The sequence below is a fragment of the Streptomyces sp. H27-C3 genome (genome assembly GCF_030063415.1).
Classification (GTDB): domain Bacteria; phylum Actinomycetota; class Actinomycetes; order Streptomycetales; family Streptomycetaceae; genus Streptomyces.
The window spans coordinates 17,323-42,990 of sequence record NZ_JASITA010000047.1 but is presented as its reverse complement, the minus strand read 5'-3'; the positions used below and the strand labels follow the sequence as shown (position 1 = coordinate 42,990).

General features: G+C 68.7%; 25 protein-coding genes and 2 pseudogenes. 13 read left to right on the top strand and 14 right to left on the bottom strand.

From position 1 onward, the window contains the following. The first annotated feature begins 27 nt into the window (after window positions 1-27). Window positions 28-852, top strand: a complete 825-nt coding sequence (locus QMK30_RS32875; protein WP_283521987.1) for a hypothetical protein — start codon at window positions 28-30, stop codon at window positions 850-852. A gap of 71 nt (window positions 853-923) precedes the next feature. Here the strand turns inward: QMK30_RS32875 and thiC are convergent, their stop codons facing one another. Next, the gene (gene thiC, locus QMK30_RS32870; RefSeq protein WP_283521986.1) at window positions 924-2,690 is read right to left on the bottom strand and encodes a phosphomethylpyrimidine synthase ThiC; all 1,767 of its coding nucleotides are present in this window, start codon (window positions 2,688-2,690) and stop codon (window positions 924-926) included. Between the two features lie 222 nt (window positions 2,691-2,912). Here thiC and QMK30_RS32865 point away from each other — a divergent pair, with 222 nt between their 5' ends. After that, a complete protein-coding gene (locus QMK30_RS32865) occupies window positions 2,913-4,286 on the top strand; it encodes a YibE/F family protein (protein WP_283521985.1) in 1,374 nt (457 codons plus the stop codon). Window positions 4,287-4,362: 76 nt separating this feature from the next. Here QMK30_RS32865 and QMK30_RS32860 read toward each other — a convergent pair whose 3' ends face one another. The 4 genes from QMK30_RS32860 to QMK30_RS32845 form a co-directional block, all read right to left on the bottom strand. Further along, window positions 4,363-4,797, bottom strand: a complete 435-nt coding sequence (locus tag QMK30_RS32860) for an SsgA family sporulation/cell division regulator (RefSeq protein WP_283521984.1) — start codon at window positions 4,795-4,797, stop codon at window positions 4,363-4,365. Window positions 4,798-4,897: 100 nt separating this feature from the next. Then, window positions 4,898-5,668, bottom strand: coding sequence for an IclR family transcriptional regulator (locus QMK30_RS32855; protein WP_283521983.1), 771 nt, complete (start codon window positions 5,666-5,668; stop codon window positions 4,898-4,900). A gap of 293 nt (window positions 5,669-5,961) precedes the next feature. After that, a complete protein-coding gene (locus QMK30_RS32850; protein WP_283521995.1) occupies window positions 5,962-6,180 on the bottom strand; it encodes a DUF5326 family protein in 219 nt (72 codons plus the stop codon). Between the two features lie 156 nt (window positions 6,181-6,336). After that, entirely contained in the window at window positions 6,337-6,654 is a 318-nt protein-coding gene (locus QMK30_RS32845) for a cupin domain-containing protein (RefSeq protein ID WP_283521982.1), read from the bottom strand. A gap of 68 nt (window positions 6,655-6,722) precedes the next feature. Between QMK30_RS32845 and QMK30_RS32840 the strand changes: the two genes are divergently transcribed. The 4 genes from QMK30_RS32840 (at window position 6,723) to QMK30_RS32825 (ending at window position 9,946) form a co-directional block, all read left to right on the top strand. Further along, complete coding sequence (locus tag QMK30_RS32840; protein WP_283521981.1) at window positions 6,723-7,100, top strand: phage holin family protein; 378 nt, start codon at window positions 6,723-6,725, stop codon at window positions 7,098-7,100. 5 nt (window positions 7,101-7,105) lie between these two features. Continuing rightward, window positions 7,106-8,254 carry a cystathionine gamma-lyase gene (locus QMK30_RS32835; RefSeq protein WP_283521980.1) on the top strand — a complete coding sequence of 383 codons (1,149 nt, stop codon included), beginning with the start codon at window positions 7,106-7,108 and terminating at the stop codon, window positions 8,252-8,254. A 235-nt stretch (window positions 8,255-8,489) separates the two neighbouring features. Further along, window positions 8,490-9,386: a LysR family transcriptional regulator gene (locus QMK30_RS32830; RefSeq protein ID WP_283521979.1), complete on the top strand. Its 897-nt coding sequence runs from the start codon at window positions 8,490-8,492 to the stop codon at window positions 9,384-9,386. An 80-nt stretch (window positions 9,387-9,466) separates the two neighbouring features. Next, complete coding sequence (locus tag QMK30_RS32825) at window positions 9,467-9,946, top strand: NUDIX domain-containing protein (protein WP_283521978.1); 480 nt, start codon at window positions 9,467-9,469, stop codon at window positions 9,944-9,946. Between the two features lie 37 nt (window positions 9,947-9,983). Here QMK30_RS32825 and QMK30_RS32820 read toward each other — a convergent pair whose 3' ends face one another. Then, window positions 9,984-11,693, bottom strand: coding sequence for a globin domain-containing protein (locus QMK30_RS32820; protein WP_283521977.1), 1,710 nt, complete (start codon window positions 11,691-11,693; stop codon window positions 9,984-9,986). Window positions 11,694-12,386: 693 nt separating this feature from the next. Between QMK30_RS32820 and QMK30_RS32815 the strand changes: the two genes are divergently transcribed. Next, window positions 12,387-12,944 carry a DUF2269 domain-containing protein gene (locus QMK30_RS32815; protein ID WP_283521976.1) on the top strand — a complete coding sequence of 186 codons (558 nt, stop codon included), beginning with the start codon at window positions 12,387-12,389 and terminating at the stop codon, window positions 12,942-12,944. Window positions 12,945-13,045: 101 nt separating this feature from the next. Here QMK30_RS32815 and QMK30_RS32810 read toward each other — a convergent pair. Beyond that, window positions 13,046-13,478: pseudogene (locus tag QMK30_RS32810) on the bottom strand (GlcG/HbpS family heme-binding protein). Between the two features lie 45 nt (window positions 13,479-13,523). Beyond that, window positions 13,524-14,740, bottom strand: a pseudogene (locus tag QMK30_RS32805) (MFS transporter). A gap of 136 nt (window positions 14,741-14,876) precedes the next feature. Here QMK30_RS32805 and QMK30_RS32800 point away from each other — a divergent pair. Continuing rightward, a complete protein-coding gene (locus QMK30_RS32800; RefSeq protein WP_283521975.1) occupies window positions 14,877-15,335 on the top strand; it encodes a MarR family winged helix-turn-helix transcriptional regulator in 459 nt (152 codons plus the stop codon). Between the two features lie 10 nt (window positions 15,336-15,345). Then, window positions 15,346-15,822: a GNAT family N-acetyltransferase gene (locus tag QMK30_RS32795; protein ID WP_283521974.1), complete on the top strand. Its 477-nt coding sequence runs from the start codon at window positions 15,346-15,348 to the stop codon at window positions 15,820-15,822. A 68-nt stretch (window positions 15,823-15,890) separates the two neighbouring features. Here QMK30_RS32795 and dnaB read toward each other — a convergent pair whose 3' ends face one another. Then, on the bottom strand, window positions 15,891-17,348 hold the full coding sequence (gene dnaB, locus QMK30_RS32790) for a replicative DNA helicase (protein WP_283521994.1): 1,458 nt from the start codon (window positions 17,346-17,348) through the stop codon (window positions 15,891-15,893). 476 nt (window positions 17,349-17,824) lie between these two features. Here dnaB and QMK30_RS32785 point away from each other — a divergent pair, with 476 nt between their 5' ends. Further along, window positions 17,825-19,162, top strand: a complete 1,338-nt coding sequence (locus QMK30_RS32785) for an MATE family efflux transporter (RefSeq protein ID WP_283521973.1) — start codon at window positions 17,825-17,827, stop codon at window positions 19,160-19,162. Window positions 19,163-19,317: 155 nt separating this feature from the next. Here QMK30_RS32785 and rplI read toward each other — a convergent pair whose 3' ends face one another. The 4 genes from rplI to rpsF form a co-directional block, all read right to left on the bottom strand. Further along, window positions 19,318-19,764 (bottom strand): 50S ribosomal protein L9, encoded by a 447-nt coding sequence (gene rplI, locus QMK30_RS32780; protein WP_283521972.1) that lies wholly within the window; start codon window positions 19,762-19,764, stop codon window positions 19,318-19,320. 18 nt (window positions 19,765-19,782) lie between these two features. Then, window positions 19,783-20,019: a 30S ribosomal protein S18 gene (gene rpsR / locus QMK30_RS32775; protein WP_003949403.1), complete on the bottom strand. Its 237-nt coding sequence runs from the start codon at window positions 20,017-20,019 to the stop codon at window positions 19,783-19,785. 43 nt (window positions 20,020-20,062) lie between these two features. Beyond that, window positions 20,063-20,677 carry a single-stranded DNA-binding protein gene (locus QMK30_RS32770; RefSeq protein WP_283521971.1) on the bottom strand — a complete coding sequence of 205 codons (615 nt, stop codon included), beginning with the start codon at window positions 20,675-20,677 and terminating at the stop codon, window positions 20,063-20,065. 75 nt (window positions 20,678-20,752) lie between these two features. Continuing rightward, the gene (gene rpsF / locus QMK30_RS32765; protein ID WP_283521970.1) at window positions 20,753-21,043 is read right to left on the bottom strand and encodes a 30S ribosomal protein S6; all 291 of its coding nucleotides are present in this window, start codon (window positions 21,041-21,043) and stop codon (window positions 20,753-20,755) included. A gap of 267 nt (window positions 21,044-21,310) precedes the next feature. Here rpsF and QMK30_RS32760 point away from each other — a divergent pair, with 267 nt between their 5' ends. The 3 genes from QMK30_RS32760 to QMK30_RS32750 all read left to right on the top strand — a co-directional run bounded on the left by QMK30_RS32760 (window position 21,311) and on the right by QMK30_RS32750 (window position 23,949). After that, window positions 21,311-21,625, top strand: coding sequence for a hypothetical protein (locus QMK30_RS32760; protein ID WP_283521969.1), 315 nt, complete (start codon window positions 21,311-21,313; stop codon window positions 21,623-21,625). 84 nt (window positions 21,626-21,709) lie between these two features. Further along, window positions 21,710-22,828, top strand: coding sequence for a lipid II:glycine glycyltransferase FemX (locus tag QMK30_RS32755; RefSeq protein ID WP_283521968.1), 1,119 nt, complete (start codon window positions 21,710-21,712; stop codon window positions 22,826-22,828). A gap of 89 nt (window positions 22,829-22,917) precedes the next feature. Continuing rightward, complete coding sequence (locus QMK30_RS32750; RefSeq protein ID WP_283521967.1) at window positions 22,918-23,949, top strand: alanine racemase; 1,032 nt, start codon at window positions 22,918-22,920, stop codon at window positions 23,947-23,949. Between the two features lie 157 nt (window positions 23,950-24,106). Here the strand turns inward: QMK30_RS32750 and QMK30_RS32745 are convergent, their stop codons facing one another. Continuing rightward, window positions 24,107-25,615, bottom strand: a complete 1,509-nt coding sequence (locus QMK30_RS32745) for a glycosyltransferase family 87 protein (protein WP_283521966.1) — start codon at window positions 25,613-25,615, stop codon at window positions 24,107-24,109. Between the last annotated feature and the right edge of the window lie 53 nt (window positions 25,616-25,668).

The window sequence follows — 25,668 nt, the reverse complement described above, 5'->3', positions numbered from 1 at the left end:
CAAGCCGGCCCTACGGAGCATCGGGGGATGCACATGAACAGCGCTCCGCACCTGCTGGCCGAGGACCGCCCGGAGTATGAGCGCGTCCTCGATGAAGCACTGCACAACGCGCACAACCACCCGGACCTCGCCGCCGTCGGACAGCGCCTCAACACCGAACAGCTGCGCACCATGGCTCTGAACGCCAGCGCGATCATCAGCGCCGCCGCGGCTGCCGAATACGACCACTACGTGAAGGCCCGCGAGGAACTGCGCACGCCCCGCAGCGCGGACCGCGGCAGCAGCTCCGTCCTCGCCATGGGCGAGCCCGAGGCGGCCGGCGCGGGCGCCGTCGCCGTCGTCGCCGTCCTGACACCGGTACTGGCGGGAACGGCCGCCGCGATCTTCCTGCTCGTCGGGTATCTGCTGAAGATGCTCACCCCCGAGCCGGCCTTCGCCGAGACGCTGCTGACGGCGGGCTGGCTCTTCGGGGCGATCACCGCGGCGGGCATTCTCGTCGCCGCCGTCGGGCTGCTGCTGACGGCCCTGCGCAACGGCTCGTCCGCGTTCACCGACGGCCCGGGAGGTGAGCTGGCCAGAGAGGTCGGCCAGGCAAGGGAGGCCTGGCGGGACGCCCTGCGCGAACGCGGTGTCGTGCCGTTCCTCCGGGACGCCCTGGTCGACCCGGAGGCGGGGCAGAGCGCCCCGACACCGCAGCGGTCCGCGGGCCGTATCCCCAACCTCGGTTACTCGCGGCCGGACTTCAGCAGCCCCGGCCCGGACGGCGACACCGTGCCCGGACCGCGCCCGAGCTTCTCCAGCCCCGACTTCTCCAGTCCCGACTACGGCGGCCCGGACCACAAACCGGAGTAAGTGATCCAGGCCGAAACCGTCTAGGGAACCGAGCCGTCGATCAGCAGCCGACGATCGTCAACCTCGGATCATCAGTCGGCAATCGGGAGATACACCCGGTTGCCGGCCGCCGCGAACTCCGCCGACTTCTCCGCCATGCCCGCCTCGACCTCCTCCTGCGTACCACCGTGGTCGCGCCGGATATCATGACTGATCTTCATCGAGCAGAACTTCGGACCGCACATGGAACAGAAGTGCGCGGTCTTCGCCCCCTCGGCGGGGAGCGTCTCGTCGTGGAACTCCCGCGCCGTGTCCGGGTCGAGGGCCAGGTTGAACTGGTCCTCCCAGCGGAACTCGAACCGCGCGTCCGACAGCGCGTCGTCCCAGTCCTGCGCCCCGGGGTGCCCCTTGGCCAGGTCCGCCGCATGCGCGGCGATCTTGTACGTGATGACGCCGGTCTTCACGTCGTCCCGGTTGGGCAGGCCCAGGTGCTCCTTGGGCGTGACGTAGCAGAGCATCGCCGTCCCCCACCAGGCGATCATCGCCGCGCCGATGCCGGAGGTGATGTGGTCGTACGCCGGGGCCACATCCGTGGTGAGCGGGCCGAGCGTGTAGAACGGCGCCTCCTCGCAGATCTCCTGCTGCAGGTCGATGTTCTCCTTGATCTTGTGCATCGGGACGTGCCCGGGGCCCTCGATCATCGTCTGCACGTTGTGCCGCTTGGCGATCGTGTTGAGCTCACCGAGGGTCGTCAGCTCGGCGAACTGCGCCTCGTCGTTGGCGTCCGCGATCGAGCCGGGCCGCAGACCGTCGCCGAGCGAGTACGTCACGTCGTACGCCGCGAGGATGTCGCACAGCTCCTCGAAGTTCTCGTAGAGGAACGACTCCTTGTGGTGCGCGAGACACCAGGCCGCCATGATCGAGCCGCCGCGCGAGACGATGCCGGTCTTGCGGTTGGCGGTCATCGGCACATAGCGCAGGCGCACACCGGCATGGACCGTCATGTAGTCGACGCCCTGCTCGGCCTGCTCGATGATGGTGTCCTTGTAGACCTCCCAGGTCAGCTCCTCGGCCTTGCCGTCCACCTTCTCCAACGCCTGGTAGAGCGGGACAGTGCCGATCGGGACGGGGGAGTTGCGCAGCACCCACTCGCGGGTGGCGTGGATGTTGCGGCCGGTCGACAGGTCCATGACCGTGTCCGCGCCCCACTTGGTGGCCCAGGTCATCTTGTCGACCTCCTCCTCGATGGAGGAGGTGACCGCGGAGTTCCCGATGTTGGCGTTGACCTTCACCAGGAACCGCTTGCCGATGATCATCGGCTCGATCTCGGGGTGGTTCACGTTCATCGGCATGACGGCCCGGCCCGCGGCGATCTCCTCGCGCACGACCTCGGGAGAAACGTTCTCCCGGATGGCGATGTACTCCATCTCCGGGGTGACGTCGCCGCGGCGGGCGTACGCGAGCTGCGTCACCGCCTGCCCGTCACGGCCTCTGCGGGGCAGCCGCGGCCGGCCGGGGAACACCGCGTCGAGGTTGCGCAGTCCGCCGCGCGGCGAGGTGTGCTTGATCCCGTCGTCCTCCGGACGGAGCGGGCGGCCCGTGTACTCCTCGGTGTCGCCGCGACCGATGATCCAGTTTTCCCGCAGCGGCGCGAGCCCGCGGCGGACGTCCGTCTCGATGGTGGGGTCGGTGTACGGGCCGGACGTGTCGTACAGCGTCACGTCCTTCCCGTTGGTGAGGTGCACCTGTCGGACCGGCACCCGGAGGTCGGGGCGCGAGCCCTCGACGTATCCCTTGTGCCAGCCCGGCTTGCGCTCCGCCTGATCGGCGGCAGGCGTGCGTGCATCCTGAATGGTCATGAGACCTACTCCCTACGCCGGCATTACCCGGTAACAGGTTCGGCGGTCGACGCAGCGGCTTCCGTGTCCGGCGTTCCGGCATGAGCCAGATATTCCGTACGGAGGTCAGCGTCCTCTCAGCCCGGTGCTCCGAGCTCCCGCGTGTGCAAAGGTGCCCCCACGCTAGCGTCATCTCTGGCGCGCTGAACAGTGGGCCCCCGCCGTTCTTGCGATGATCGGTCGGTGACGCACCCACAGCCGACTCCAGAACAGCACGGCCACACCCACAGCCATGGGCCCGCCGCACCGGTCTCCAAACACCTGCGCAAGGTGATCGCGGCGGTACTGATCCCCTTCGCGGCGGCGGTCGTCGTCGGCCTCGTCATGCTCTGGCCCGGCGGTGCGCCGGCCCATGAGCGCACCGGTGTCGGCTTCGACCGGCAGACGGTGCAGGGCAAGGTGACCGCCGTACAGCGCGTCGACTGCAAGGACGTGAACGCCGCCCAGGTCCCGCCGACCGGCGACACCTCCACGCCCGAGGGCCGCGAGGCGCAGCAGGCCGAGACGGGCAGCTGCAAGAAGGCGACCGTAGAGGTCACCTCCGGCAAGGACAAGGGCAGGACCTTCACGGAAATCGTCCAGCCGGACGCGCCGCGGCAGTTGAACGACGGCCAGGGCGTGGTGGTGGCCTACGCGCCCGACGCGCCCCGCGACCTCCAGTACTCGGTGACCGATGTGAACCGCAAGGTCCCGATGGCCCTGCTGGCCGGGATCTTCGCGCTCGCGGTGATCGTGGTCGGCCGGATGAAGGGCCTGATGGCGCTGATCGCGCTCGCGGTGTCCTTCGCGATCCTGACCCTGTTCATCCTGCCCGCGATCCTTCAGGGCTCGAATCCGCTGGTCGTCGCGGTCGTCGGGGCGAGCGCCATCATGCTGATCGCGCTCTACGCCTGCCACGGCCTGACGGCCCGTACGTCCGTAGCCGTGATCGGCACGCTCATCTCACTGCTGCTGATCGGGCTGCTCGGCTCGCTCTTCATCGGCTGGGCGTTCCTGAGCGGCAACACGGACGACAACACCGGGCTGATCCACGGCCTCTACCCGGACATCGACATGAGCGGTCTGCTGCTCGCCGGCGTCATCATCGGCTCGCTCGGCGTGCTCGACGATGTGACGGTCACTCAGACGTCGGCCGTCTGGGAGCTCCACCAGGCGGACCCGAAGATGGGCCCCCGCGCCCTCTACCGGGCGGGCATCCGCATCGGCCGCGACCACATCGCGTCCGTGGTCAATACGCTGGTGCTGGCCTACGCGGGTGCGGCGCTGCCCCTGTTGCTGCTGTTCTCGATCGCCCAGAGCAGTGTCGGTACGGTCGCGAACAGCGAGCTGGTGGCGGAGGAGATCGTACGGACCCTGGTCGGCTCGATCGGTCTGGTCGCTTCGGTGCCGGTGACCACCGCGCTCGCGGCGCTGGTCGTGTCGGCCGACCGGTCGGGCACCCCTGCCGCCGGAGCGGCGGCCCCTTCCGGACCGGCAGGCTCCCCGCAGACACCCGCCGAGTCTCCCGCGCGCGGATCGAGCAGCAGGGGCGGCCGGGGCAAACGCCGCAAGCCCTGACCCCACGGCGCGCGACCGTCGACGTCCGGCCGACGGGGGCTCGGCCTGCGGGCACTCGGCCGGTGACTCCGCCGCGTCAGCCCGCGGTCTCCTCGGCGAGGATCCGGCCGAGCGCCGCCTCCAGGTTCCCCTCGAAGTCCCCGAGGGTGCGCTCCTGCCCCAGCGGTACGAGCTTGTCCGTGCGGTCGAGGAAGGCCACGAGCGGCGCCGCGCTCGCCCGGAACAGCGCGCAGTCGTCGCCGACCCGGAGCCGGAGGTGAACGTCCAGGAGGTCCCCGAGGTCGCTCGGCTCAATGTGCACATCGCCTTCGCCACACGCCTCACTGAGGCCGTCCAGAAGCAGCTCACGGCCGAAGGTCCAGCTGACGGGGGCGTCGCCGGGGAGGTGGAACGTCATTCTGATCGCGTAGGGATCTCTGGCCGCGTACTGGAGCTCCACCGGGATCCGGAAGGAGAGCTCCTCGGAGACAAGGAAGCTCATCATGACCTCTGCCTGAACCGACTCGCGCATCACTCACCCCGCACTTTGTGAAACTGGCCAGGAATGATCCCTCCTGGCCCTATTGACGCAATCGTGCTGGAAGCGCTAGCGGATCACAAGGAGTGATTTTTCAGATACTGATAGAGAATGCGAGCGAGTTGAGCAACACCCCTACCGCAGTGCGGAGTTGCTCAATCGCAGGTAGCAACTGATCTTCTTGACTTGCCGGTACGGAAACAGCCAAAGCGGCAGCAGTGTCACCCACTGTGATCGGAATAGCCGCGCAGAGGGCACCGAGCGCGTACTCCTGACGCTCCACCACCGGCCGCATCCGCTCCGTCGCGGCCAGCCGCGCCAGCAGGGCGTCCCGGTCGTTCACGGAGTACGGGGTGAGCGGCCGGACCGGGTGGCGGTCCAGGTGGTCCCGGCGGGCGGCTTCGTCGAGCTGGCTGAGCAGGCACTGGCCCAGCGCGTGCGCGTGCCCGGTCTCGCGGAAGTCTGCCCACTCCTCGACGGCGGGGAGCGAGGGGCTCTGGGCGACCGCGACCAGATCGATCTCACCGTCGCGATAGACGGCGAAGTAGACGGGGACGCCGATCGTGTCCCGCCAGTGCTCCAGCGACTGCGTGATCATGCCGTGGCGGCGCTGCTGCACACTGCCCCGCGCCAGCCGTCCGGCTGCCTCACCGAGCACGAACACACCGCTCTCGCGCCGCAGATAGCCCTCGTGCACCAGCGTGCGCAGCAGGTGGTAGGCGGTGGGGAGGGGGAGGCCCGCCTCGCGGGCGAGCTGTTTCGCGGGGGCCCCGTCCCGATGGGCACCCACGGCTTCGAGGAGCCGAAGGGCTCGCTGCACCGAGCCGATCAGGGTTGGTACAGCGGCGGTTTGAGCCGTGGCCACAGGCACCCCCAGGCGTGCTGACGGGCAACGTGCCCGCCCTGCGGGGGCCGCCCCCGCGAGCCCGCCGCGAACCTGGTGCCGACCGGAGAGGTACGTACCGCTGGTCAGCGGGGTTGCCGGGCCATGGGTCCCAGGAGGCAGCAGAGGTTCGTCACTGTAACGGCCGAATCCGGGCACGCACGCGGTTTCCCGGGCCCGGGTCCCTCAAGTGGGCTAACGGCCGTGTGGGGCACGGACGGGCCGCCCAGCACCGTCCGGCCGACGCCACGGCGCGGCCGGCAACCACTGTCCCGCTACCAGCCACTGTCCGACGACGACGATGACGGCCTCTTGAACTTCCGCACGACGTAGATCAGACCGCCGACCAGGGCGACGAAGATCAGAATCTTGAAGAGCAGCCAGATCAGCACACTGATCGCGCTCAGAATCGCGCCGCCGAACACGACCAGGGCGAGGACCGGCAGCGCGACCCACTTCACCCACCACGGCATTCCCGCGAATATCTCCCGCACAGTCATCGTCCTGCCTCTTCCGACTCAGTTGTCCGGGGCAGTCGCCCCGAGCCGCACTTCCTGGTCCCGATGCTAGGCGCGCACCGGGGGCGAGCGGGGGCCTCCGAGCCCTTGCAGACCCCTGACCGTCCCCCTAGGGAATCCGGAGGCTCCGGGTCAGCTCTCGGGCGGAGAGAAGACCACCATCACCCGGAGATCCTCGGTGATGTGATGGAATTTGTGCGGCACGGAAGCCGGGACGTACACGACGCTCCCCCGCCCCACCAGCGTCGTCTCCATCCCGACCGTGATGGAGGCCCGGCCGCTCACCACGAAGTACACCTCGTCCTGCCCATGGGGCTGCTGCGGGTCGGTGTCGCCCGCGTCCAGCGCGTACAGGCCGACCGACATGTTCCTCTCCCGCAGGAACTGCAGATACGCGCCGTCATTGGCCGCACGCTCCGCCTCGAGCTCATCAAGTCGGAATGCCTTCATCGTCCGTCCGTCCCTCGGCCGCCGTGCGCCGGTGTCCAGCGCCGATCATGTCTGCCACGATCAGACACATGATGAATTTCCTAGTCAAGACGATCGCCAACGCGGCGGCCCTGGCCGTGGCCATCTGGCTGCTCGCGGATATCACGCTGACCGGCGACAGCACGGGCAAGAAGACCCTCACCCTGGTCATCGTGGCGCTGATCTTCGGCCTGGTGAACTTCCTCGTCAAGCCGGTCGTGAAGCTGCTGACGCTGCCGCTGTTCATCCTCACCCTCGGCCTGATCACGCTGGTGATCAACGCTCTGATGCTGCTGCTGACCTCCTGGCTGGCCGACAAGTTCGACCTCGCCTTCCATGTGGAGGGCTTCTGGACCGCCGTGCTCGGCGGTCTGATCATCAGCGTCGTCTCCTGGGCGCTCAACGTCGTCATGCCCGACAAGGACTGACGGGCATGGGCATAGGAGACGGCACCCGGGCGGTACGCGCCGGGCTGCCCGCCCCTGTCGCGTACGAGCCGACCCTCCCGGGGCCGGTGTTCGCCGCGCACTTCCACCTGCCCGGGGAAGCGACCGGCCCGTACACCTACGGCCGTGACGACAATCCGACCTGGACGCATCTGGAGCGCGCCATCGGCGAGCTGGAGGCGCCGGGCGGGGAGGGCGTGGAGACCGTCGTCTTCGCCTCCGGCATGGCCGCGGTCTCGGCCGTCCTCCTCTCGCACGCGCGCTCCGGCGACACGGTGGTCCTGCCCGACGACGGCTACCAGGCGCTGGCGCTGGTGCGCGAGCAGCTGGCGGCGTACGACGTGGTGGTGCGTACCGCCCCGACCGCGGGCGACGCACAGCTCGGCGAGCTCGAAGGGGCGCGGCTGCTGTGGATCGAGACGCCGTCCAACCCCGGGCTCGACGTGTGCGACATCCGCCGGCTCGCGGACGCGGCGCATACTGCGGGCGCGCTGGTCGCCGTCGACAACACCCTCGCCACCCCCCTGGGCCAGCGGCCCCTTGAGCTCGGTGCGGACTTCTCCGTGGCCAGCGGCACCAAGGGGCTCACCGGCCACGGCGACGTCCTGCTCGGCTACGTGACCTGCCGTGACCCGGAGCTGGCGGCTCGGGTACGGCGCTGGCGCAAGGTCGTCGGGGCGATCCCCGGGCCGATGGAGGCCTGGCTGGCGCACCGTTCGCTGGCCACCCTCCAGCTGCGCGCCGACCGGCAGGGCGCGACCGCGCTGACGCTGGCCGAGGCGCTGCGCGGGCACCGCGCGGTGAGCGACCTGCGCCATCCCGGGCTGCCGGGGGACCCTTCGCACGCCATCGCCTCGCGCCAGATGCGGCGCTTCGGCTGCGTGGTCTCCTTCACGCTGCCCGACCGGGGGTACGCGGAGCGCTTCCTGGACGCGCTGCGGCTGGCCGACGACGCCACGAGCTTCGGGAGCGTGCGCTCCACCGCGGAGCGGCGCGGACGGTGGGGCGGCGACGCGGTGCCCGAGGGCTTCATCCGCTTCTCCGTCGGCGCCGAGGACCCCGAGGACCTGGTGGCCGACGTACTGCGCTCGCTCGACGAGGCGGCGCCCCCGGGCCCCGGCTCCGGGGCGCACTGATCGCGTACCGCGCCCTCTGCGTGCCCCACCCGCTGCGCACTGCGCCCGCTACGTACAACGGACGGTCCGAGCCTCCCCCCTCTTGGCTCGGACCGTCCCGGTTCTATGCGCGAAGAACCGCGCGCACAAGGCTAGTTGACTCTGCGTCAGTGTCCAATCACGGTAGCGACAGAGACCTATCGACATATTTATAGTTGTGCCCGGGCGGGGAGCCTGTCGGACGGAAGGGCACACCATGGATCTGGCCCTGCTGCGCACATTCGTCACGGTGCACCGGGCCGGTTCATTCACCCGTGCCGCCGCGCTCCTCGGGCTGTCCCAGCCCGCCGTGACGAGCCAGATACGCACCTTGGAGCGGCAGTTGGGCCGCCCCCTGTTCCTGCGCCAGGCCCGCGGCGTGACCCCCACGACCATCGGCGACGAGCTGGCGCACCGCGCGGCGCCGCATCTGGACGCGCTCGTCGAGATCACCGAGGCCGGACTGCACGAGGAGTCGGGGGTACGGACCCTGCACCTCGCCGGGCCACCGGAGTTCACCTCCCTGCGCGTGCTGCCCTCGCTCTCGCCGCTGATCGCGCGGGGCCTGGTGCTGCGCATCGCCTTCGGGAACGCACAGGAGACCCTGGAGGGGCTCGCCGCGGGCCACCACGAACTGGCCATCTCCACGGACTGGCCACGCGGCAGGCTGCTCACCGCGACCCCGCTGTGCGACGAGGAGCATGTCCTGGTCGCCGCTCCGCGCTGGGCCGGCCGGATCGCGCCGGGGCTGCTGCGCCACAAGGGGCCCGACGTGCTGGATCAGATACCGGTGGTGGAGGTGCACGAGTCGATGCCGTTCGTCACGCCCTACTGGAGCACCGTCTTCGACGCCCGGCCCGCTGCCGCCGCCACCGTCGTAGCGCCCGACCTGCGGGCGGTGCTGCACGCCACGGCCGCGGGCGCGGGACTGTCCGTGCTGCCGCGCTATCTGTGCGAGGAGGCGCTGGAACGCGGCGAGGTGGTGGCTCTCTTCGACCCACCGATGCCGCCGCTGCGCACCTATTTCATGGCCGCGCGCACCGGCACACTCACCCTGACCCACATCGCGCGGGCGCACGAATGGCTGCTGCGGGCCGCCACCGACTGGTGCTGAGACACCGGCGCCACCCGGCAGGGCGCAGCCGGGAAGGGGACGGGAGTTTCAGAACGGGCCGCACGGGCCAATTAACTGCCATGACCGAACGGCCCGTGGTCAAGCGCACCGCACGCGCCATCCTGCTCGACGCCGACGACCTCATCCTCATCAAACGCACCAAACCCGGTGTCGACCCGTACTGGCTCACGCCGGGCGGCGGGGTCGAGCCGGAAGACGCCACTGTCGTCGACGCCCTGCACCGGGAGCTCGACGAGGAACTGGGCGCAAAGATCACCGACGTGGTCCCCTGCTTCGTCGACACCATCGAGCACATCGCGCACGGCGGTGTGACCGGCGTGAAGGTGCAGCACTTCTTCGTCTGCCGACTGGAGTCGATGGACCCCTCACGTCGGCACGGGCCGGAGATCGACGACCCGTGCGGGGAGTACGAGACCGTACGAGTGCCCTTCAGCCGGGTCGGGATCGCCGCGGTGCACCTCGTGCCGCTGTCGTTGCGGCACTTCCTGGACGGCAATATCGAGGGCGTACGGGCGATGCACGCCCCCGACCTGGGATAGCCAGGACCAAGCCCCCGAGCAGGGGCCCCGCCCGGACTCAGTCGCCCGCCGCGACCAGCTCTTCCACCGAGTCGTGGCGAATGCGGTCGAAGGGGATGCCCAGGCCGCGCAGCGCGTCGACGCCGCTGCGGATCATGCCGGGCGGCCCCGAGAGATACGCGTCGTAGGACGTCCACGGGCCGAACTCGCGCACCGCGTCGGGGAACTGCGCCCGGTCGTCGACCACCGGGCGGACCGAGAGCCAGGAGTGCGACTGCTGGAGCCGCAGCATCGTGTCGATGTCGTACAGGTCGTGTCCGGTACGCGCGCCGTAGAACACCTCGACGGGGCGCCGCTCGCCGTGCTCGGCGACATCCTCCACGAGCGCCTTGATCGGCGCGATGCCGGTGCCGCCCCCCAGGCAGAGCATGCCGTTGTCGGTGGAGTGGTCGACCACCATCGAGCCGGCCGGGGCGCCGAGGCGCAGGACGTCGCCGGGACGGGCGTGCTGGACCAGGGCGTTGGAGACCCAGCCGGCCGGGACCGCCTTGACGTGGAAGGAGAGCAGCCCGTCGGAGCGGGGGGCGGCGGCGAAGGAGTAGTGCCGCCAAATCCGCGGCCACCAGGGCGTTTCCAGACTCGTGTACTGACCGGCGAGGAAGGGGTAGGGCTGGTCGGGGCGGAGTGTGATCACGGCTATGTCGGGGGTGCGCAGATCGTGCGAGATGACCTCGGCCTGCCACCAGGGCGGCGCCTTGAGCTCGTTCTCCGCTGCCGCGTCGATCATGATCTGGGAGATCGCGGTGTACGTCCGGATCCAGGCGGCTTCGGTCTCGCTGTCCCAGGTGGTGGTCGCGTAGCGGCTCAGCGCACCGAGAAGGGCCTCGCCGACGGCCGGGTAGTGGGCGGACTGCGTGCCGTACTTGCGGTGGCCGCGACCGAGGTTGCGGAGGTATTCAGTGAGCACCGCGCTGTTGTCGATGTGTTCGGCGGCGGTCAGCAACGCCTTGAGGAGGCGGTCGCGCTGGGTGTCCATGGCGGCGGGGAAAAGCTCACGCAGGTCCGGGTGGCGGACGAAGAGCAGAGCATAGAAGTACGAGGTGACCTTGTCCGCGACCGGCCCGATCTCCGCCATGGTCCGCCGGATGCGGGCCGCGTCGGGGGACACGGGGGTGGTAGGGGCCGCGGGGGTGGGGGCCGGGGAGGTGGCTGCCGCTGGGGTTGAGTCCGCTGGGGTGGAGTCCGGGGAGGTGGCTGCCGCGGTGGGGCCCGTGGGCGGGTTCGGGACGGGCTGCTCCTGGGCAGGCTCCGGGGGCGGGACGGGTCCCGGGTGCTCCTGGGCGGGCTCCGGAGCCCGGGCTGCCGCCTGGGCGGGTACCGCGGCAGGGAGGGGGACACCGGCCGACTCCGAAGCCGCCGGGGCCGGGTAGCTCTCCCGGGGGTGGGCCGCCGGGGCCTCCGTGTCGGCGCCGGACGCCTGCCGGGTGCGCGCCATTTCGGTCGGCGCCGGGGTGGTGACCGAGGCGGGTCGCGCACGGGAAGCCCCGGAGCCCACGGGACGTATCGGCGTCACAGGACGGCTGGGGCCGGGTATCCGGTCCTGGTTCTGCTCCCGGGCCGACTGCTCCCCGTCCCGGTGGTCGCCGGGGTCGGGGTCCGGGGCGGGCCGCGGGGTACCCGCGGTCGGCTGCCTGCGCGGCGCGAACCAGCCGCCCCCGCTCTCACCGGAAGTGCCGTTGTCGGCCGACGTGGTGGTCGGAGCGTCCATAACTGTGCCTCGCCTCGAACATTTTTCGGTCGGTCTCTGCACTTCCGGGACCGGAACGTGCTCGAAAATCCCCGTTCAGTTCTGCTCTGCGTCAGGCCTGGTGACTGCCCACACTAAACACGCCACTGCCCCCATTTCGGTTGCAGCAGACAAAAGTGTGACATTGCCCGCAGTACCCGTCGTCGCAGCCTGACAGGTACTCCTTCCACATCGGACAAGGACTGGAAAGTCCGGGCACTCGCGCCCGTTTTCCGGTTACGCTGCATTGCTCTGTGTCCTGCACCGGATCCGCACCAAGGGGCGAACCGGAGTTGACCATACCGGCGGTAGCCCCGGACACAAGCCCTGCCTTCGCCGCCCCTCGGCGAATTCCGTGCCCGTTCTGCGGCTATTCCAGAATTACCGCCGGGGCTGCACCGGTTCGTACATCTCTTCCGGATATCCCCATCCGCACAGACGAGAGCCGCAAGGCCCACGGGGTGGCGATCTGCAATGACTGCCATCGAAATCGGCACTGCGGCGAAGATCTTCGTGTCCGACATCGAATCCCCGCAAACGGCCCGATCACTCCTCGGCGGCCCGAACTTTTCACAGAGCTGGTCTGTGATCTTCACTTGTACGCCGAGGCTAGTACGTGGAGTTACTCCCCCTGTCAGACGCCGTACCGGCCCCTCGCCAGGCACTGTGTTTCACGTGAAACCACTTCCACGCCCGGCACGCCGGGCCATCCTCGTAGCCCACGTCACCGCCTCCGTCGGCTGGCTCGGACTTACTGCCGGACTGCTGGCGCTCGGTGTCACCGCATATACGACCAAGTCTCCGGCAACCACACAGGCCGCCTACAGCGCCATGAAGGTCTTCGGCGACTGGTTGCTCGTGCCCGTGGCGCTGCTGTCACTGGTCACCGGGCTGGTGCTTTCGCTCGGCACCGCATGGGGCCTGGCCAAGCACCGCTGGGTCTGGACGAAGTTCTGGCTCACCCTGGTCACCGCAGCCGCGACGATCTTCGCGCTGCGTCCGAGCATCAACGTGGCCGTGCTGGAGGGCATCCCGGACAGCAGCCTGATCGGCGCGCCGACGGTCGCGTCCACCGCCTACTTCTTCATGACCGCGATCTCCGTACTCAAGCCGTGGGGACTCACGCGCCGAGGCCGCCGTCTGCGGGCCGCTGCCACCGCCTCGCGCACCCCCCGCACGCCGACTGCCACCCGCAGATCGAAGGACGAGCCGTCGGTACGTCAGCCGGCCTGACCTCCGCGCCGAACGCGCTCGCACGAATGCCCCCAAGTTCCCTGATGTTACGGGTACTTGGGGGCATTCGCGTACTGCTGCCTTACGGGGCGCGGGGCGTACTACCGGTTGAGGGACTCGGCGGCGGCGGACGCGAAGCCGTGGTCCTGGTCCGGCGCCCCGCCACCGAAGCCGATGGCGCCGATGAGGCAGCCGTCGCGGTGGAGCGGGACCCCACCGGCGACGAACAGGAGCGGACGGTCGAGCGCGGTCGGCAGGGTGTGGAAGAGCCCGCCGGGCTGAACGGCGTCGCCCAGGTCGGCCGTCGGCGCGTTGAGCTGGAGCGCGGTGCACGCCTTGCGGGTGCTGGTCTCGCCGGCGATCAGGACGGCCCGGTCGTCGCGCCGGAAGGCCATCAGGTGGCCTTCCGGCGTCGAGGACGGTGACGGCGGCGGTGACCCCGGCCGCTTCGGCGGCGCTGCGGGCCGCCTCGATGAGGGCTTCGGCGTCCTGGGTGGTCAGCGGGGCGACAGCGGTGGCAACGGTGGTGCTCATGGGGCTACTCCTTGGTTCTGTGGGGCTTTCGGGGGAGGGGAGGGTTCAGTGCTGGGCGGCGGTCGCCGCGGCTGTGGCCGTCTTGGGCACAGAGCCCGCGACAACCTGGCCGCGTGCGGCCGTACGGCGCTCCAGGCCGCTGGACAGGACGGCCAGCGCCAGGGCGGAGGCGGCGAGCACGGCGCCGACCCAGTTCGGGGCGGTGTAGCCGAGGCCGGCCGCGATGACGAGGCCGCCGAGCCAGGCGGAGAGCGCGTTGCCGAGGTTGAAGGCGCCGATGTTGACGGCGGAGGCAAGGGTGGGGGCACCCGCGGCCTGGTCCAGAACCCGCTTCTGGAGCGGCGGTACGGTCGCGAAGCCCAGTCCGCCGATCAGCACGATGGTGACGGCCGCGGTGATCCGGTTGTGCGCGGTGAGGGTGAACAGGGCCAGGACCACCGCGAGGGCTCCCAGCGACACGTACAGCAGGGGCATCAGGTGGCGGTCGGCGAACTTGCCACCGATCAGGTTGCCGCTGACCATGCCGAGGCCGAAGAAGACCAGCAGCCAGGTGACCGAACCTGCGGAGTAGCCGGCGACCTCGGTCATCATCGGGGTGATGTAGGTGATGGCGGCGAAGACTCCGCCGAAGCCGAGAACTGTCATCGCCATGGCGAGCAGAACCTGGACGTTCTTGAATGCGGCGAGCTCGTGACGCAGTCGTACGCCTTCGGGCTTGGCCATCTCCGGGACAAGCTTGGCGACCCCCACCAGACCGAGGACCCCGAGCGCGGCGACGGCGCAGAAGGTGACGCGCCAGCCGAAGTTCTGGCCGATGAACGTGCCGAGCGGTACGCCGACGACGTTGGCGACGGTCAGACCGGTGAACATCATGGCGATCGCACCGGCCTTCTTCTCCGGGGCGACCAGCTCGGCCGCGACGATCGAGCCGATGCCGAAGAACGCGCCGTGCGCGAGGGAAGCGACCACGCGGCCGGTGAGCATCACGCCGAAAGAGGGGGCGAGTGCGGAGATCAGATTGCCCGCGATGAAGAGGCCCATCAGGATCATCAGCATTCGCTTGCGGGAGATCCGCGTGCCGAGGATGGACATCAGCGGGGCGCCAGCACAACACCGAGGGCGTATCCGCTGACCAGGTAGCCGGCCGTGGGGATCGAGACGCCGTAGTCGGCGGAGACCTCCGGGAGCAGCCCCATGATCACGAATTCAGTGGTGCCGATGCCGAACGCCCCGATGGCGAGGGCAAGGAGCGCGAGTGGCATGGGTGAACCTTCCCGAGAGATTGCGTGAGCGCCTTACGAGCGTCCACAATATTTGCATGCGCGGGCTAATGCAAGCGCGGGCTATTGCGGGATTCGTCTATCCTGAGGGCAAGCCGCTCCCGACGAGGAGAGATCCATGACCGCGACAGACCCCGCACTGACCGCACTCTCACAGAGCTGGTGCGCCCTCTCCCTGCTCCACGGGAAGATCGAGGCCCACATCGAAAGGGCCCTCGAAACGCAGCACGGCCTGAGCATGCGCGAGTACTCGCTTCTCGACGTCCTCAGCCGTCAGCACAGCGGTCCCGGCGGCCACCTCCAGATGAAGCAGGTCGCCGACGCCGTGGTGCTGAGCCAGAGCGCCACCACCCGCCTGGTGACCCGCCTGGAGGACCGCGGTCTGCTGACCCGCTATCTCTGCGACACCGACCGGCGCGGCATCTACACGGATGTCACCGACGCCGGCCTCGCGCTGCTAGCAGAGGCCCGGCCCACCAATGACGCCGCGCTGCGCGAGGCGCTCGACGAAGCCGCCAGGAACCCGGAGCTGGCTCCCCTGGTCAGGACCGTCGAGGAGCTGCGGGTCCCCGCGTAATCTGCTGCCCGTGAGTGATCTTGAGATACGTGCCGCGGCGCCCGAGGACATTCCGGCGATTGTCGCCATGCTGGCCGACGACGCGCTGGGCGCCCGGCGTGAGTCCCCGGACGACCTGACCCCGTACATCGCCGCCTACGAGCGGCTCGCCGCGGACCCGAACCAGCACGTGGTGGTGGCCGTCCGCGTAAGCACCGATACCACCACGGGCGTCGAGAAGGTCGTCGGCACACTGCAGCTGACGATCGTCCCCGGTCTGTCGCGCCGGGGCTCCACCCGCTCGATCATCGAGAGCGTACGGATCCACGCCGACGAGCGCGGCAGCGGCCTCGGTACCCGGCTCATCGAGTGGGCGATCAACGAATCCCGCCGCCAGAACTGCCAGTTGGTCCAGCTGACCACCGATGCCACCCGCACCGACGCCCACCGCTTCTACGAGCGGCTCGGCTTCGAGCCCTCCCACGTCGGCTTCAAGATGAGCATCTGAGACAGAGCGGCCGAGACCGCCCTGCGGCCGATTCGACGGATCGAGCCGGCTGCCACGGCGGGGATGAATCAGGTCTGGGCCATGTCCACGAAGCGTGAGTAGTGGCCCTGGAACGCCACGGTGATCGTCGCCGTCGGACCATTTCGGTGCTTGGCCACGATCAGGTCCGCCTCGCCCGCGCGCGGTGACTCCTTCTCGTACGCATCCTCACGGTGCAGCAGGATCACCATGTCCGCGTCCTGCTCGATCGATCCCGACTCACGAAGGTCGGACACCATCGGCTTCTTGTCCGTCCGTTGCTCCGGACCACGGTTCAGCTGCGAGAGCGCGATCACCGGGACCTCCAGCTCCTTCGCCAGCAGCTTGAGGTTTCGGGACATGTCCGAGACCTCCTGCTGGCGGTTCTCCGCACGCTTCGAGCCACCGGACTGCATCAGCTGCAGATAGTCGATGACCACCAGCTTCAGATCCTGACGCTGCTTGAGCCGCCGGCACTTCGCCCGGATCTCCATCATCGACAGGTTCGGCGAGTCGTCGATGAACAGCGGCGCGGCCGACACGTCCGGCATACGTCGTGCCAGCCGCGTCCAGTCCTCGTCGGTCATCGTCCCGGAGCGCATGTGGTGCAGCGCCACCCGCGCCTCCGCCGACAGCAGACGCATGGCGATCTCGTTGCGTCCCATTTCGAGGGAGAAGATCACGCTGGGCAGACCGGCCTTGATCGAGCAGGCCCGTGCGAAGTCCAGCGCGAGCGTCGACTTGCCCATGGCGGGACGGGCAGCGATGACGATCATCTGGCCGGGGTGCAGGCCGTTGGTCAGCGAGTCGAAGTCCGTGAAGCCGGTGGGCACACCGGTCATCTCGCCGCTGCGCGAACCGATCGCCTCGATCTCGTCGAGCGCGCCCTCCATGATGTCGCCGAGCGGCAGATAGTCCTCGCTGGTGCGCTGCTCGGTGACCGCGTAGATCTCGGCCTGCGCGGAGTTGACGATGTCGTCGACGTCGCCGTCGGCCGCGTATCCCATCTGCGTGATCTTTGTGCCCGCCTCGACCAGCCTGCGCAGCACCGCCCGCTCATGGACGATCTCGGCGTAGTACTCGGCGTTGGCCGCGGTCGGCACGGTCTGCACCAGCGTGTGCAGATACGATGCGCCACCGACCTTCGCGATCTCGCCACGCCTCGTCAGTTCGGCGGCCACGGTGATGGGGTCGGCGGGCTCGCCCTTGGCGTAGAGATCGAGGATCGCCGTATAGACCGTCTCGTGGGCAGGCCGGTAGAAGTCGTTGCCCTTGATGACCTCGACGACGTCCGCGATGGCGTCTTTGGAGAGCAGCATGCCGCCGAGGACGGACTGCTCGGCATCCAGGTCCTGCGGTGGAACCCGCTCGAATCCGGGGGAGCCGCCTTCCCAGCCGCCGCCCTCGCGGCCCCCGTCGTTCTGCTCGTCGCGGCCCTTGCCCTCGCCGCGGCGTCGGCGGGAAGGCAGACGGTCACCAGGACCGCTGTCGGCCCAGGGGTCGTCCAATGGCTCAGGGGTGCTCACCGGGCCACCTCCTCCCGTCCGCTCCGCGGACCTCGCTGTGCCACTCTTTCTTACGGCACGGCTCTGACAAATGAGACGCCCGACTCCGGTTCCGGCGCGTCAAGTTCAACGAGATTCCAGGGCCGGAACGGAAGGCGGGCGCCGGACCACGGTAGGCCCGCGGGCACCGTCAGCCAATCTGGTTATCCACAGGCCATGTGGACGAAGGACCCGTTGCTGTGGAGAACCCTCCAGAACCTGTGCACGGACCGGGGGACAGCACTGTGGACAAACTCATAGCGCCCACGTGAGCACCGCCCTGACCTGGACTTTCTTCATCCACTGGCTGTGGGGAAGAAAAACTTTGGCCCTTGGCCCAAGATCAGAACAAACGGCGCACAGCCGAACCCCCAAAGGGGCCTCAAGTAAGGGTCCCAACCCAATTGCATCACTTACCTGTGGAAGATTAGATTGAGCCCATGACCCAGGCACCCTCGGCACCCAAGACCGGACGCCGCCAACACGACCGCGAAATCCTCGCGCTCGCCCTGCCCGCCTTCGGTGCGCTGGTCGCCGAGCCGCTCTTCCTGATGGTCGACAGCGCGGTGATCGGCCACCTCGGCACACCGCAGCTCGCCGGTCTCGCCATCGCGGCCGCCCTGCTGACCACCGCCGTGAGCGTCTTCGTCTTCCTCGCGTACGCCACCACCGCGGCGGTCGCGCGGCGGGTCGGTGCGGGTGACCTCCAGTCCGCGATCCGCCAGGGGATGGACGGCATCTGGCTCGCGCTGATCCTCGGCGCGGGCGTCATCGCGGTCGTCCTGCCCGGCGCCCCCTGGCTCGTCGACATTTTCGGCGCCTCCGACACGGCCGCTCCGTACGCGATCACCTATCTGCGCATCTCCAGCCTGGGCATCCCGGCAATGCTCGTGGTACTCGCGGCCACCGGGGTGCTGCGCGGCCTCCAGGACACCCGGACACCGCTCTACGTCGCCATCGGCGGTTTCGCCGCCAACGCGGCCCTCAATGTGGGCCTGGTGTACGGCGCGGGGCTGGGCATCGCCGGTTCCGCCTGGGGCACCGTGATCGCCCAGGTCGGGATGGCCGCCGTCTATCTCGTGGTGGTGGTCCGCGGCGCACGACGGCACGGAGCGTCCCTGCGCCCCGACCTGGCCGGCATCAGGGCCTCCGCCCGGGCCGGCGCTCCCCTGCTGGTCCGCACGCTGTCGCTGCGCGCCGTCCTGATGATCGCCACCGCGGTGGCCGCCCGCCTCGGGGACGCCGAAGTCGCCGCCAACCAGATCATCCTGTCCCTTTGGAGCCTGCTGGCCTTCGCTCTCGATGCCATCGCCATCGCCGGTCAGGCGATCATCGGGCGCTACCTCGGTGCCAATGACGCCAAGGGTGCGCGGGAAGCCTGCCGACGGATGGTCGAGTGGGGCGTGGCCGCCGGAGTGCTGTTCGGAGTGCTCGTCATGATTTCGCGCCCGCTGTTCATCCAGCTGTTCACGACCGATCGAGTCGTGCAGGACACGCTGCTGCCCGCACTGCTGGTGGTCGCCGTCATTCAGCCCGTGTCGGGGATCGTTTTTGTGCTGGACGGTGTCCTGATGGGCGCGGGGGACGGCCCGTATCTGGCCTGGGCCATGCTGGCGACGCTCGCGGTATTCACGCCGGTCGCACTGCTCGTGCCCAAGCTCGGCGGCGGGCTGACAGCTCTGTGGTGGGCGATGGCGCTGATGATGGTCGTCCGGCTGGTGACCTTGTGGCTGCGCGCCCGCTCGGGCCGCTGGATCGTCACGGGCGCCACGCGCTGAGCGATGTTTCACGTGAAACCGGGCCGAACCAGCACGAAGGCATAGCGCAGGACGACGCAACTCAAGACGACGTACCACAGGACGACGTACGAAGAAGGGCCGCACCCATGGGGTGCGGCCCTTCTCAGCGCTCAATGCTCTGCGATGCGCAGTGCTTAGGCAGCGACAACCTCGACACCGAGCTTCGCGGCGACCTCGGCGTGCAGACGCACGGAGACCTGGTGCGAACCAAGGGTCTTGATCGGGGCGCCGAGCTCAACGCGGCGCTTGTCGACCTCGGGGCCACCGGCAGCCTTGATCGCCGTGGCGACGTCGGCCGGAGTGACGGAACCGAAGAGGCGGCCGGCGTCGCCGGAGCGAACAGCCAGGCTGACCTTCACGCCTTCGAGCTTGGCCTTGATCTCATTGGCCTGCTCGATGGTCGCGATCTCGTGGATCTTGCGGGCGCGGCGGATCTGCGCCACGTCCTTCTCGCCACCCTTGGTCCAGCGGATCGCGAAACCGCGCGGGACCAGGTAGTTGCGAGCGTAACCGTCCTTGACGTCAACGACATCGCCAGCGGTACCGAGGCCAGTGACCTCGTGGGTGAGGATGATCTTCATTTTTCGGTCACCCTTCCCTTATCGCGCGGTGGACGTGTAGGGCAGCAGCGCCATCTCACGGCTGTTCTTGACAGCCGTGGCGACGTCACGCTGGTGCTGAGTGCAGTTGCCGGTCACGCGGCGGGCACGGATCTTACCGCGGTCGGAAATGAACTTCCGCAGCATGTTCGTGTCCTTGTAGTCCACGTACGTGACCTTGTCCTTGCAGAATGCGCAGACCTTCTTCTTAGGCTTGCGCACAGGCGGCTTCGCCATTGTGTCTCTCCTGTGTGATCAAGAAGTGGGGTACGGACCCGCCCTAGAAGGGGGGCTCGTCCGAGTAGCCGCCGCTGCCGCCGGCTGAACCGCCGGAGCTTCCGCCCCAGCTGCCGCCGCCCTGCTGCTGGCCGCCGCCGGCCGGTGCGTTGGTGGCCCAGGGGTCCTCGGCGGCAGGTGCGCCGCCGCCCTGCTGCTGCGGGCTGCCGCCACCGGAGTTTCCACCCCAGTTGCCGCCACCCTGCTGCTGACCGCCGCCACCACCGGCGCCGTATCCACCCTGGCCGCCTCGGCCCGTGGTCTTGGTGACCTTGGCTGTGGCGGTCTTGAGGCTGGGGCCGACTTCCTCGACGTCCAGCTCATAGACCGTGCGCTTGACGCCCTCACGGTCCTCGTAGGACCGCTGCTTCAGCCGGCCCTGCACGACTACGCGCATGCCTCGCTGAAGCGACTCCGCGACGTTCTCCGCCGCCTGACGCCAGACCGAGCAGGTGAGGAACAGGCCATCGCCGTCCTTCCACTCATTGGTCTGCTTGTCGAAGATGCGGGGAGTGGACGCGACACGGAACTTCGCGACCGCCGCACCGGACGGGGTGAAGCGCAGCTCGGGGTCGTCGACGAGATTGCCGACGACCGTGATGACGGTCTCGCCTGCCATGGGGGAACCTCTCGGCGGGGATTGCTGCTGGCTGCTTGTTGCTACTCGGACCCGATTACCGCTGAGCTACTGAGCTCAGTGGGTTTCGGGGCGGAGGACCTTGGTCCGGAGGACCGACTCGTTCAGGTTCATCTGTCGGTCGAGCTCCTTGACGACCGCAGGCTCGGCCTGCAGGTCGATGACCGAGTAGATGCCCTCAGGCTTCTTGTTGATCTCGTAGGAGAGGCGACGACGGCCCCAGGTGTCGACCTTCTCGACCTTTCCGTTGCCCTCACGGACAACGGAGAGGAAGTTCTCGATCAACGGGGAGACAGCGCGCTCCTCGAGATCGGGGTCGAGGATGACCATCATTTCGTAATGACGCATGTGGAACCCACCTCCTTTGGACTCAGCGGCCACGGTCGATCCGTGGCAGGAGGGTCGTGATGCGTACGCAACGGTATCGGCCGCCACTGACAGTCGACCTCTACGAGAGAGGCGCCTGTTTCCTGGCATGGGCAGACAACCGGTGCAGACCGTACAGAGTACCTGCTCACCACCCTCCAGTTGAAATCCGGCCGAGAGGGGCCACAATTTGTACACATCGGGTGTGTGCGGCGTTACCGTGCGCCGCCTTCCGACAGGAGGTGCTCCATGGCACAGACAATGCGACGCAGCTCGTCCATCTCTCTCTTCGCCACGGACGGCAAGCCCCATCCGCTCCAGGACACCCTGGTCGCGGTGGCCGTGGTGCTGGGCGTGATCGCTTTCGTTTCCGCGATGTTCCACGACCTGCATCTGCTCAGCTCATGGGCGGGACTGCTGGGGATCCTGACGGGGGCGTACGGCCAGTTCATCTCGGCGACGACGCGTGAGCGCTTCTTGTTGATCCTCGGACTGGGGGCGTCCAGCATCGGGTTCTTCCTGGGTATGGCGCACGGTGGTCTGTTCGGCGGAGTCCTGGGCTAGGCCGGCTGTGCCCCGGGCCAGACGGGGCGCTCCTTCCGCGCAGTAGGCTTCGGCGCGAGACACGCCTGCCGAGGAGCGCCCCGCATGAGCCTGACCCTGAGGACCATCAGCCGAGAGCAGCATCTGGCGTACATCCAGAGCCTGCCCGCGGCGAGTCACTGCCAGGTTCCGGCATGGGCCGACGTGAAGACCGAATGGCGTTCGGAAAGCCTCGGCTGGTTCGACAAGGACGACCAGCAGGTCGGCGCCGGACTGGTGCTGTACCGGCAGCTGCCCAAGATCAAGCGGTACCTCGCTTACCTTCCCGAGGGCCCGGTCATCAACTGGTACGCCCCGAACCTGGACGACTGGCTGCGGCCGATGCTGGCGCATCTCAAGCAGCAGGGTGCGTTCTCGGTGAAGATGGGCCCGCCCGTCGTCATCCGCCGCTGGAACGCGATCGCGATCAAGTCGGGAATCCAGGACCCGGACGTCAAGCGGCTCCGTGACGTGGAGGCCTCGCACATCGAGCCGCGCGCCTTCGAAGTGTCGGACCGGCTGCGGAAGATGGGCTGGCAGCAGGCGGAGGACGGCGGCGCCGGCTTCGGCGACGTACAGCCTCGCTATGTCTTCCAGGTCCCGCTCGCCAACCGCTCGCTGGACGACGTACTCAAGGGCTTCAACCAGCTGTGGCGGCGCAATATCAAGAAGGCCGAGAAGGCCGGTGTCGAGGTCGTCCAGGCCGGCTACGACGACCTCGCCGAGTGGCAGCGGCTGTACGAGATCACCGCTGAGCGCGATCATTTCCGGCCGCGCCCGCTCTCGTACTTCCAGCGCATGTGGACGGTCCTGAACACCGAGGACCCCAACCGGATGCGGCTGTACTTCGCCCGTCACGAGGGCGAGAACGTGGCAGCCGCGACGATGCTGATCGTCGGCGGCCACGTCTGGTACTCCTACGGCGCTTCCGCGAACCACAAGCGTGAGGTCCGCCCCTCGAACGCGATGCAGTGGCGGATGCTGCGCGACGCGTACGCGATGGGCGCGACCGTCTATGACCTGCGGGGCATCTCCGACTCCCTCGACGAGACCGACCACCTTTTCGGCCTGATCCAGTTCAAGGTGGGTACCGGCGGCGAGGCCGTCGAGTACGTCGGCGAGTGGGACTTCCCGCTCAACAAGGTGCTGCACAAGGCGCTCGACATGTATATGTCGCGTCGCTGACCTCTGAACTCCTCACCCCCATCTGATTCACTCCATCTGATTCACCTCCGTCTGATTCATCCAGATCCGAGAAAGGTTCCGGACCGGCCATGGCGCTCACTCTGTACGTCGACACCGCGCGCTGGCGGGCGCACCAGAAGTCCGTACTCGATCAGTTCCCGGGGATCGTGCCGGTCTGTAAGGGCAATGGCTACGGCTTCGGCCACGAGCGGCTCGCGGACGAGGCCACCCGCTTCGGCTCGGACATCCTCGCCGTCGGCACCACGTACGAAGCCGCCCGCGTCAAGGACTGGTTCGGTGGTGATCTGCTCGTCCTGACGCCGTTCCGGCGTGGCGAGGAGCCGGTCCCCCTGCCGGACCGGGTGATCCGTTCCGTGTCCTCGGTCGACGGAGTGCACGCGTTGGTCGGCGCCCGGGTCGTCATCGAGTGCATGAGCTCGATGAAGCGTCACGGCGTCCGTGAGGAGGAGCTCGGACAGCTCCACGCGGCCATCGAGGACGTACGTCTTGAAGGCTTCGCGCTGCACCTCCCGCTGGACCGGCTCGACGGCTCGGACGCCGTCGAGGAGGTCATCACCTGGATGGACCGGCTGCGGGCGGCCCGGCTGCCGCTGCACACGATGTTCGTCAGCCATCTGAAGGCGAACGAACTGTCGCGGCTGCAGCAGCAGTTCCCGCAGACCCGCTTCCGTGCGCGCATCGGTACGCGGCTGTGGCTGGGTGACCACGAGGCGACGGAGTACCGGGGTTCGGTGCTCGATGTGACCCGGGTGTCCAAGGGCGACCGTTTCGGTTACCGCCAGCAGAAGGCGGCATCGGACGGCTGGCTGGTCGTGGTGGCCGGCGGTACGTCGCACGGTGTGGGCCTGGAGGCGCCCAAGGCGCTGCACGGGGTGATGCCGCGCGCGAAGGGTGTGGCGCGGGCCGGGCTGGCCACGGTGAACCGCAATCTCGCACCGTTCGTGTGGGCGGGCAAGCAGCGCTGGTTCGCCGAGCCGCCGCATATGCAGGTGTCGATCCTGTTCGTGCCCGCGGATGCCCAGGAGCCGACGGTGGGCGAGGAACTGGTGGCCCATCTGCGCCATACGACCACGCAGTTCGACCGCATCGTCGACCGCTAGTGCCGCGGCGGGTGACGTTTGCCCGTCAAGGAGCGGCGGCCGCCGCGACGGGGCAAACGTTGCCTGGCGCGGCACTAGACACCGGCATTCGTAGCGCAGCGCTCGAACCGCGAGCAGAAGCCCCGCCGGGTCAAGCCGTGACCCGGGGGGGGCTTGCTCATGTCAGGGCCGTCCCGCCGGCCCGGGACGCACCCGACGCGGTGGTGCCCCACTCGACGCGCGCCCCCTCGTAGTGCCGCACGCCGTGGCGCGGCGGATGAGCCGCGGGCCCCAGGACGAAGACGTCCTCCACCCCGTCGAGGACCCCGCCCGACGGGTCGTCCGAGCCGTCACGCCGTACGGGGTCGCGCTCGGGCATGAGGATGTCGCGTACGACGACTGCGCACAGGTAGAGCGTCCCCAGCAGATGCAGGGCGATGGCCGCCTGGTATCCCTCGGGCGGGAGGCCCTGGTGCTTGTCGTCGCTCGACGTGTACGCGAGGTAAAGCCAGATCCCGAAGAAGTACATGACCTCGCAGGCCTGCCAGATCAGGAAGTCGCGCCAGCGCGGCCTGGCCAGGGCGGCGAGCGGGATCAGCCACAGCACGTACTGCGGTGAGTAGACCTTGTTGGTCAGGATGAAGGCCGCGACGACCAGGAAGGCGAGCTGGGCGAAGCGCGGCCGTCGGGGAGCGGTCAGGGTCAGCAGCCCGATGCCCGCGCACAGCAGGATCATCAGGAGCGTGGCGTACGTGTTGACGGCTTCGACGTCGAGGGGCCGGCCGGTGCGCTGGGTGATGACCAGCCAGAAGGAGCCGAAGTCCACGGACCGTTCCTGGCTGAAGGTGTAGAACTTCTTCCACCCCTCGGGCGCGAAGGCCATGATCGGCAGATTCACCAGGAGCCAGGCCCCTGCGGCGCCGAGAAGGGCAGCTCCGTACTCCCGGCGTCTGCCTGCCCGCCAGCACAGCACGAGCAGCGGCCCCAGCAGCAGCACGGGATAGAGCTTGGCGGCCGTCGCAAGCCCGATGAGGACCCCGAAGGTCACGGTCCGCCCCCGGGACCACATGAGCATCGCGGCGGCCGTGAGAGCGACGGCCAGCAGGTCCCAGTTGATGGTGGCGGTGAGGGCGAGGGCGGGCGCCAGGGCGACGAGCAGCGCGTCCCAGGGTCGGCGGCGGTGGGTGCGGGCGACGCAGACCGCGATGACGACGGCGCAGGCCATCAGCATGCCCGCGTTGATCATCCAGTAGGCCTGCTCACGGTCCTGCACGGAGCCGTCGAAGGGGAGCGTCAGCCAGGCCGCGACCTGCATGAACAGGCCTGTCAGCACGGGGTATTCGAGGAACTCCATGTCACCGGTCGGCAGGCGGTCGAAGTACGGCACGAGACCGTCGGCGAAGCCGCGTCCGTTGTACAGGTGCGGAATGTCGGAGTAACACGCGTGCGTGTACTGGGAACTGATGCCGCGGAACCAGGCCCACTCATAGCAGGGCATCTTCTGCACCATGCCGAGCGCGAACATCCCGATCGCCACCAGGGCGATGACGCGTACGGGCGTGAGCCGGTCGGTGCCCAGTCTCGCCCACCGGCCGACGGGCCCCCCGATGAGCTCGCTGCCGGCTGCGGCGACTTCGTCCTGCTGCGTGGGCCGTACTACGGGCCTGTCCTCGTGCACGCTCGTCATGGGGTCATCCTGCCGTACGGGGCGGTACACGCGGCGAGGGCCGCCGCACAGGG

Bases quoted from the DNA above. Each gene is read 5' to 3' on its own strand.
- rpsF (WP_283521970.1), bottom strand. From the start codon at position 21,043: ATGCGTCATTACGAAATGATGGTCATCCTCGACCCCGATCTCGAGGAG.
- rpsR (WP_003949403.1), bottom strand. From the start codon at position 20,019: ATGGCGAAGCCGCCTGTGCGCAAGCCTAAGAAGAAGGTCTGCGCATTC.
- QMK30_RS32785 (WP_283521973.1), top strand. From the start codon at position 17,825: ATGACCCAGGCACCCTCGGCACCCAAGACCGGACGCCGCCAACACGAC.
- QMK30_RS32835 (WP_283521980.1), top strand. From the start codon at position 7,106: ATGGGCATAGGAGACGGCACCCGGGCGGTACGCGCCGGGCTGCCCGCC.
- QMK30_RS32760 (WP_283521969.1), top strand. From the start codon at position 21,311: ATGGCACAGACAATGCGACGCAGCTCGTCCATCTCTCTCTTCGCCACG.
- QMK30_RS32860 (WP_283521984.1), bottom strand. From the start codon at position 4,797: ATGCGCGAGTCGGTTCAGGCAGAGGTCATGATGAGCTTCCTTGTCTCC.
- QMK30_RS32820 (WP_283521977.1), bottom strand. From the start codon at position 11,693: ATGGACGCTCCGACCACCACGTCGGCCGACAACGGCACTTCCGGTGAG.
- QMK30_RS32755 (WP_283521968.1), top strand. From the start codon at position 21,710: ATGAGCCTGACCCTGAGGACCATCAGCCGAGAGCAGCATCTGGCGTAC.
- thiC (WP_283521986.1), bottom strand. From the start codon at position 2,690: ATGACCATTCAGGATGCACGCACGCCTGCCGCCGATCAGGCGGAGCGC.
- QMK30_RS32875 (WP_283521987.1), top strand. From the start codon at position 28: ATGCACATGAACAGCGCTCCGCACCTGCTGGCCGAGGACCGCCCGGAG.
- QMK30_RS32830 (WP_283521979.1), top strand. From the start codon at position 8,490: ATGGATCTGGCCCTGCTGCGCACATTCGTCACGGTGCACCGGGCCGGT.
- QMK30_RS32845 (WP_283521982.1), bottom strand. From the start codon at position 6,654: ATGAAGGCATTCCGACTTGATGAGCTCGAGGCGGAGCGTGCGGCCAAT.
- rplI (WP_283521972.1), bottom strand. From the start codon at position 19,764: ATGAAGATCATCCTCACCCACGAGGTCACTGGCCTCGGTACCGCTGGC.
- QMK30_RS32750 (WP_283521967.1), top strand. From the start codon at position 22,918: ATGGCGCTCACTCTGTACGTCGACACCGCGCGCTGGCGGGCGCACCAG.
- QMK30_RS32840 (WP_283521981.1), top strand. From the start codon at position 6,723: ATGATGAATTTCCTAGTCAAGACGATCGCCAACGCGGCGGCCCTGGCC.
- QMK30_RS32800 (WP_283521975.1), top strand. From the start codon at position 14,877: ATGACCGCGACAGACCCCGCACTGACCGCACTCTCACAGAGCTGGTGC.
- QMK30_RS32825 (WP_283521978.1), top strand. From the start codon at position 9,467: ATGACCGAACGGCCCGTGGTCAAGCGCACCGCACGCGCCATCCTGCTC.
- QMK30_RS32745 (WP_283521966.1), bottom strand. From the start codon at position 25,615: ATGACGAGCGTGCACGAGGACAGGCCCGTAGTACGGCCCACGCAGCAG.
- QMK30_RS32770 (WP_283521971.1), bottom strand. From the start codon at position 20,677: ATGGCAGGCGAGACCGTCATCACGGTCGTCGGCAATCTCGTCGACGAC.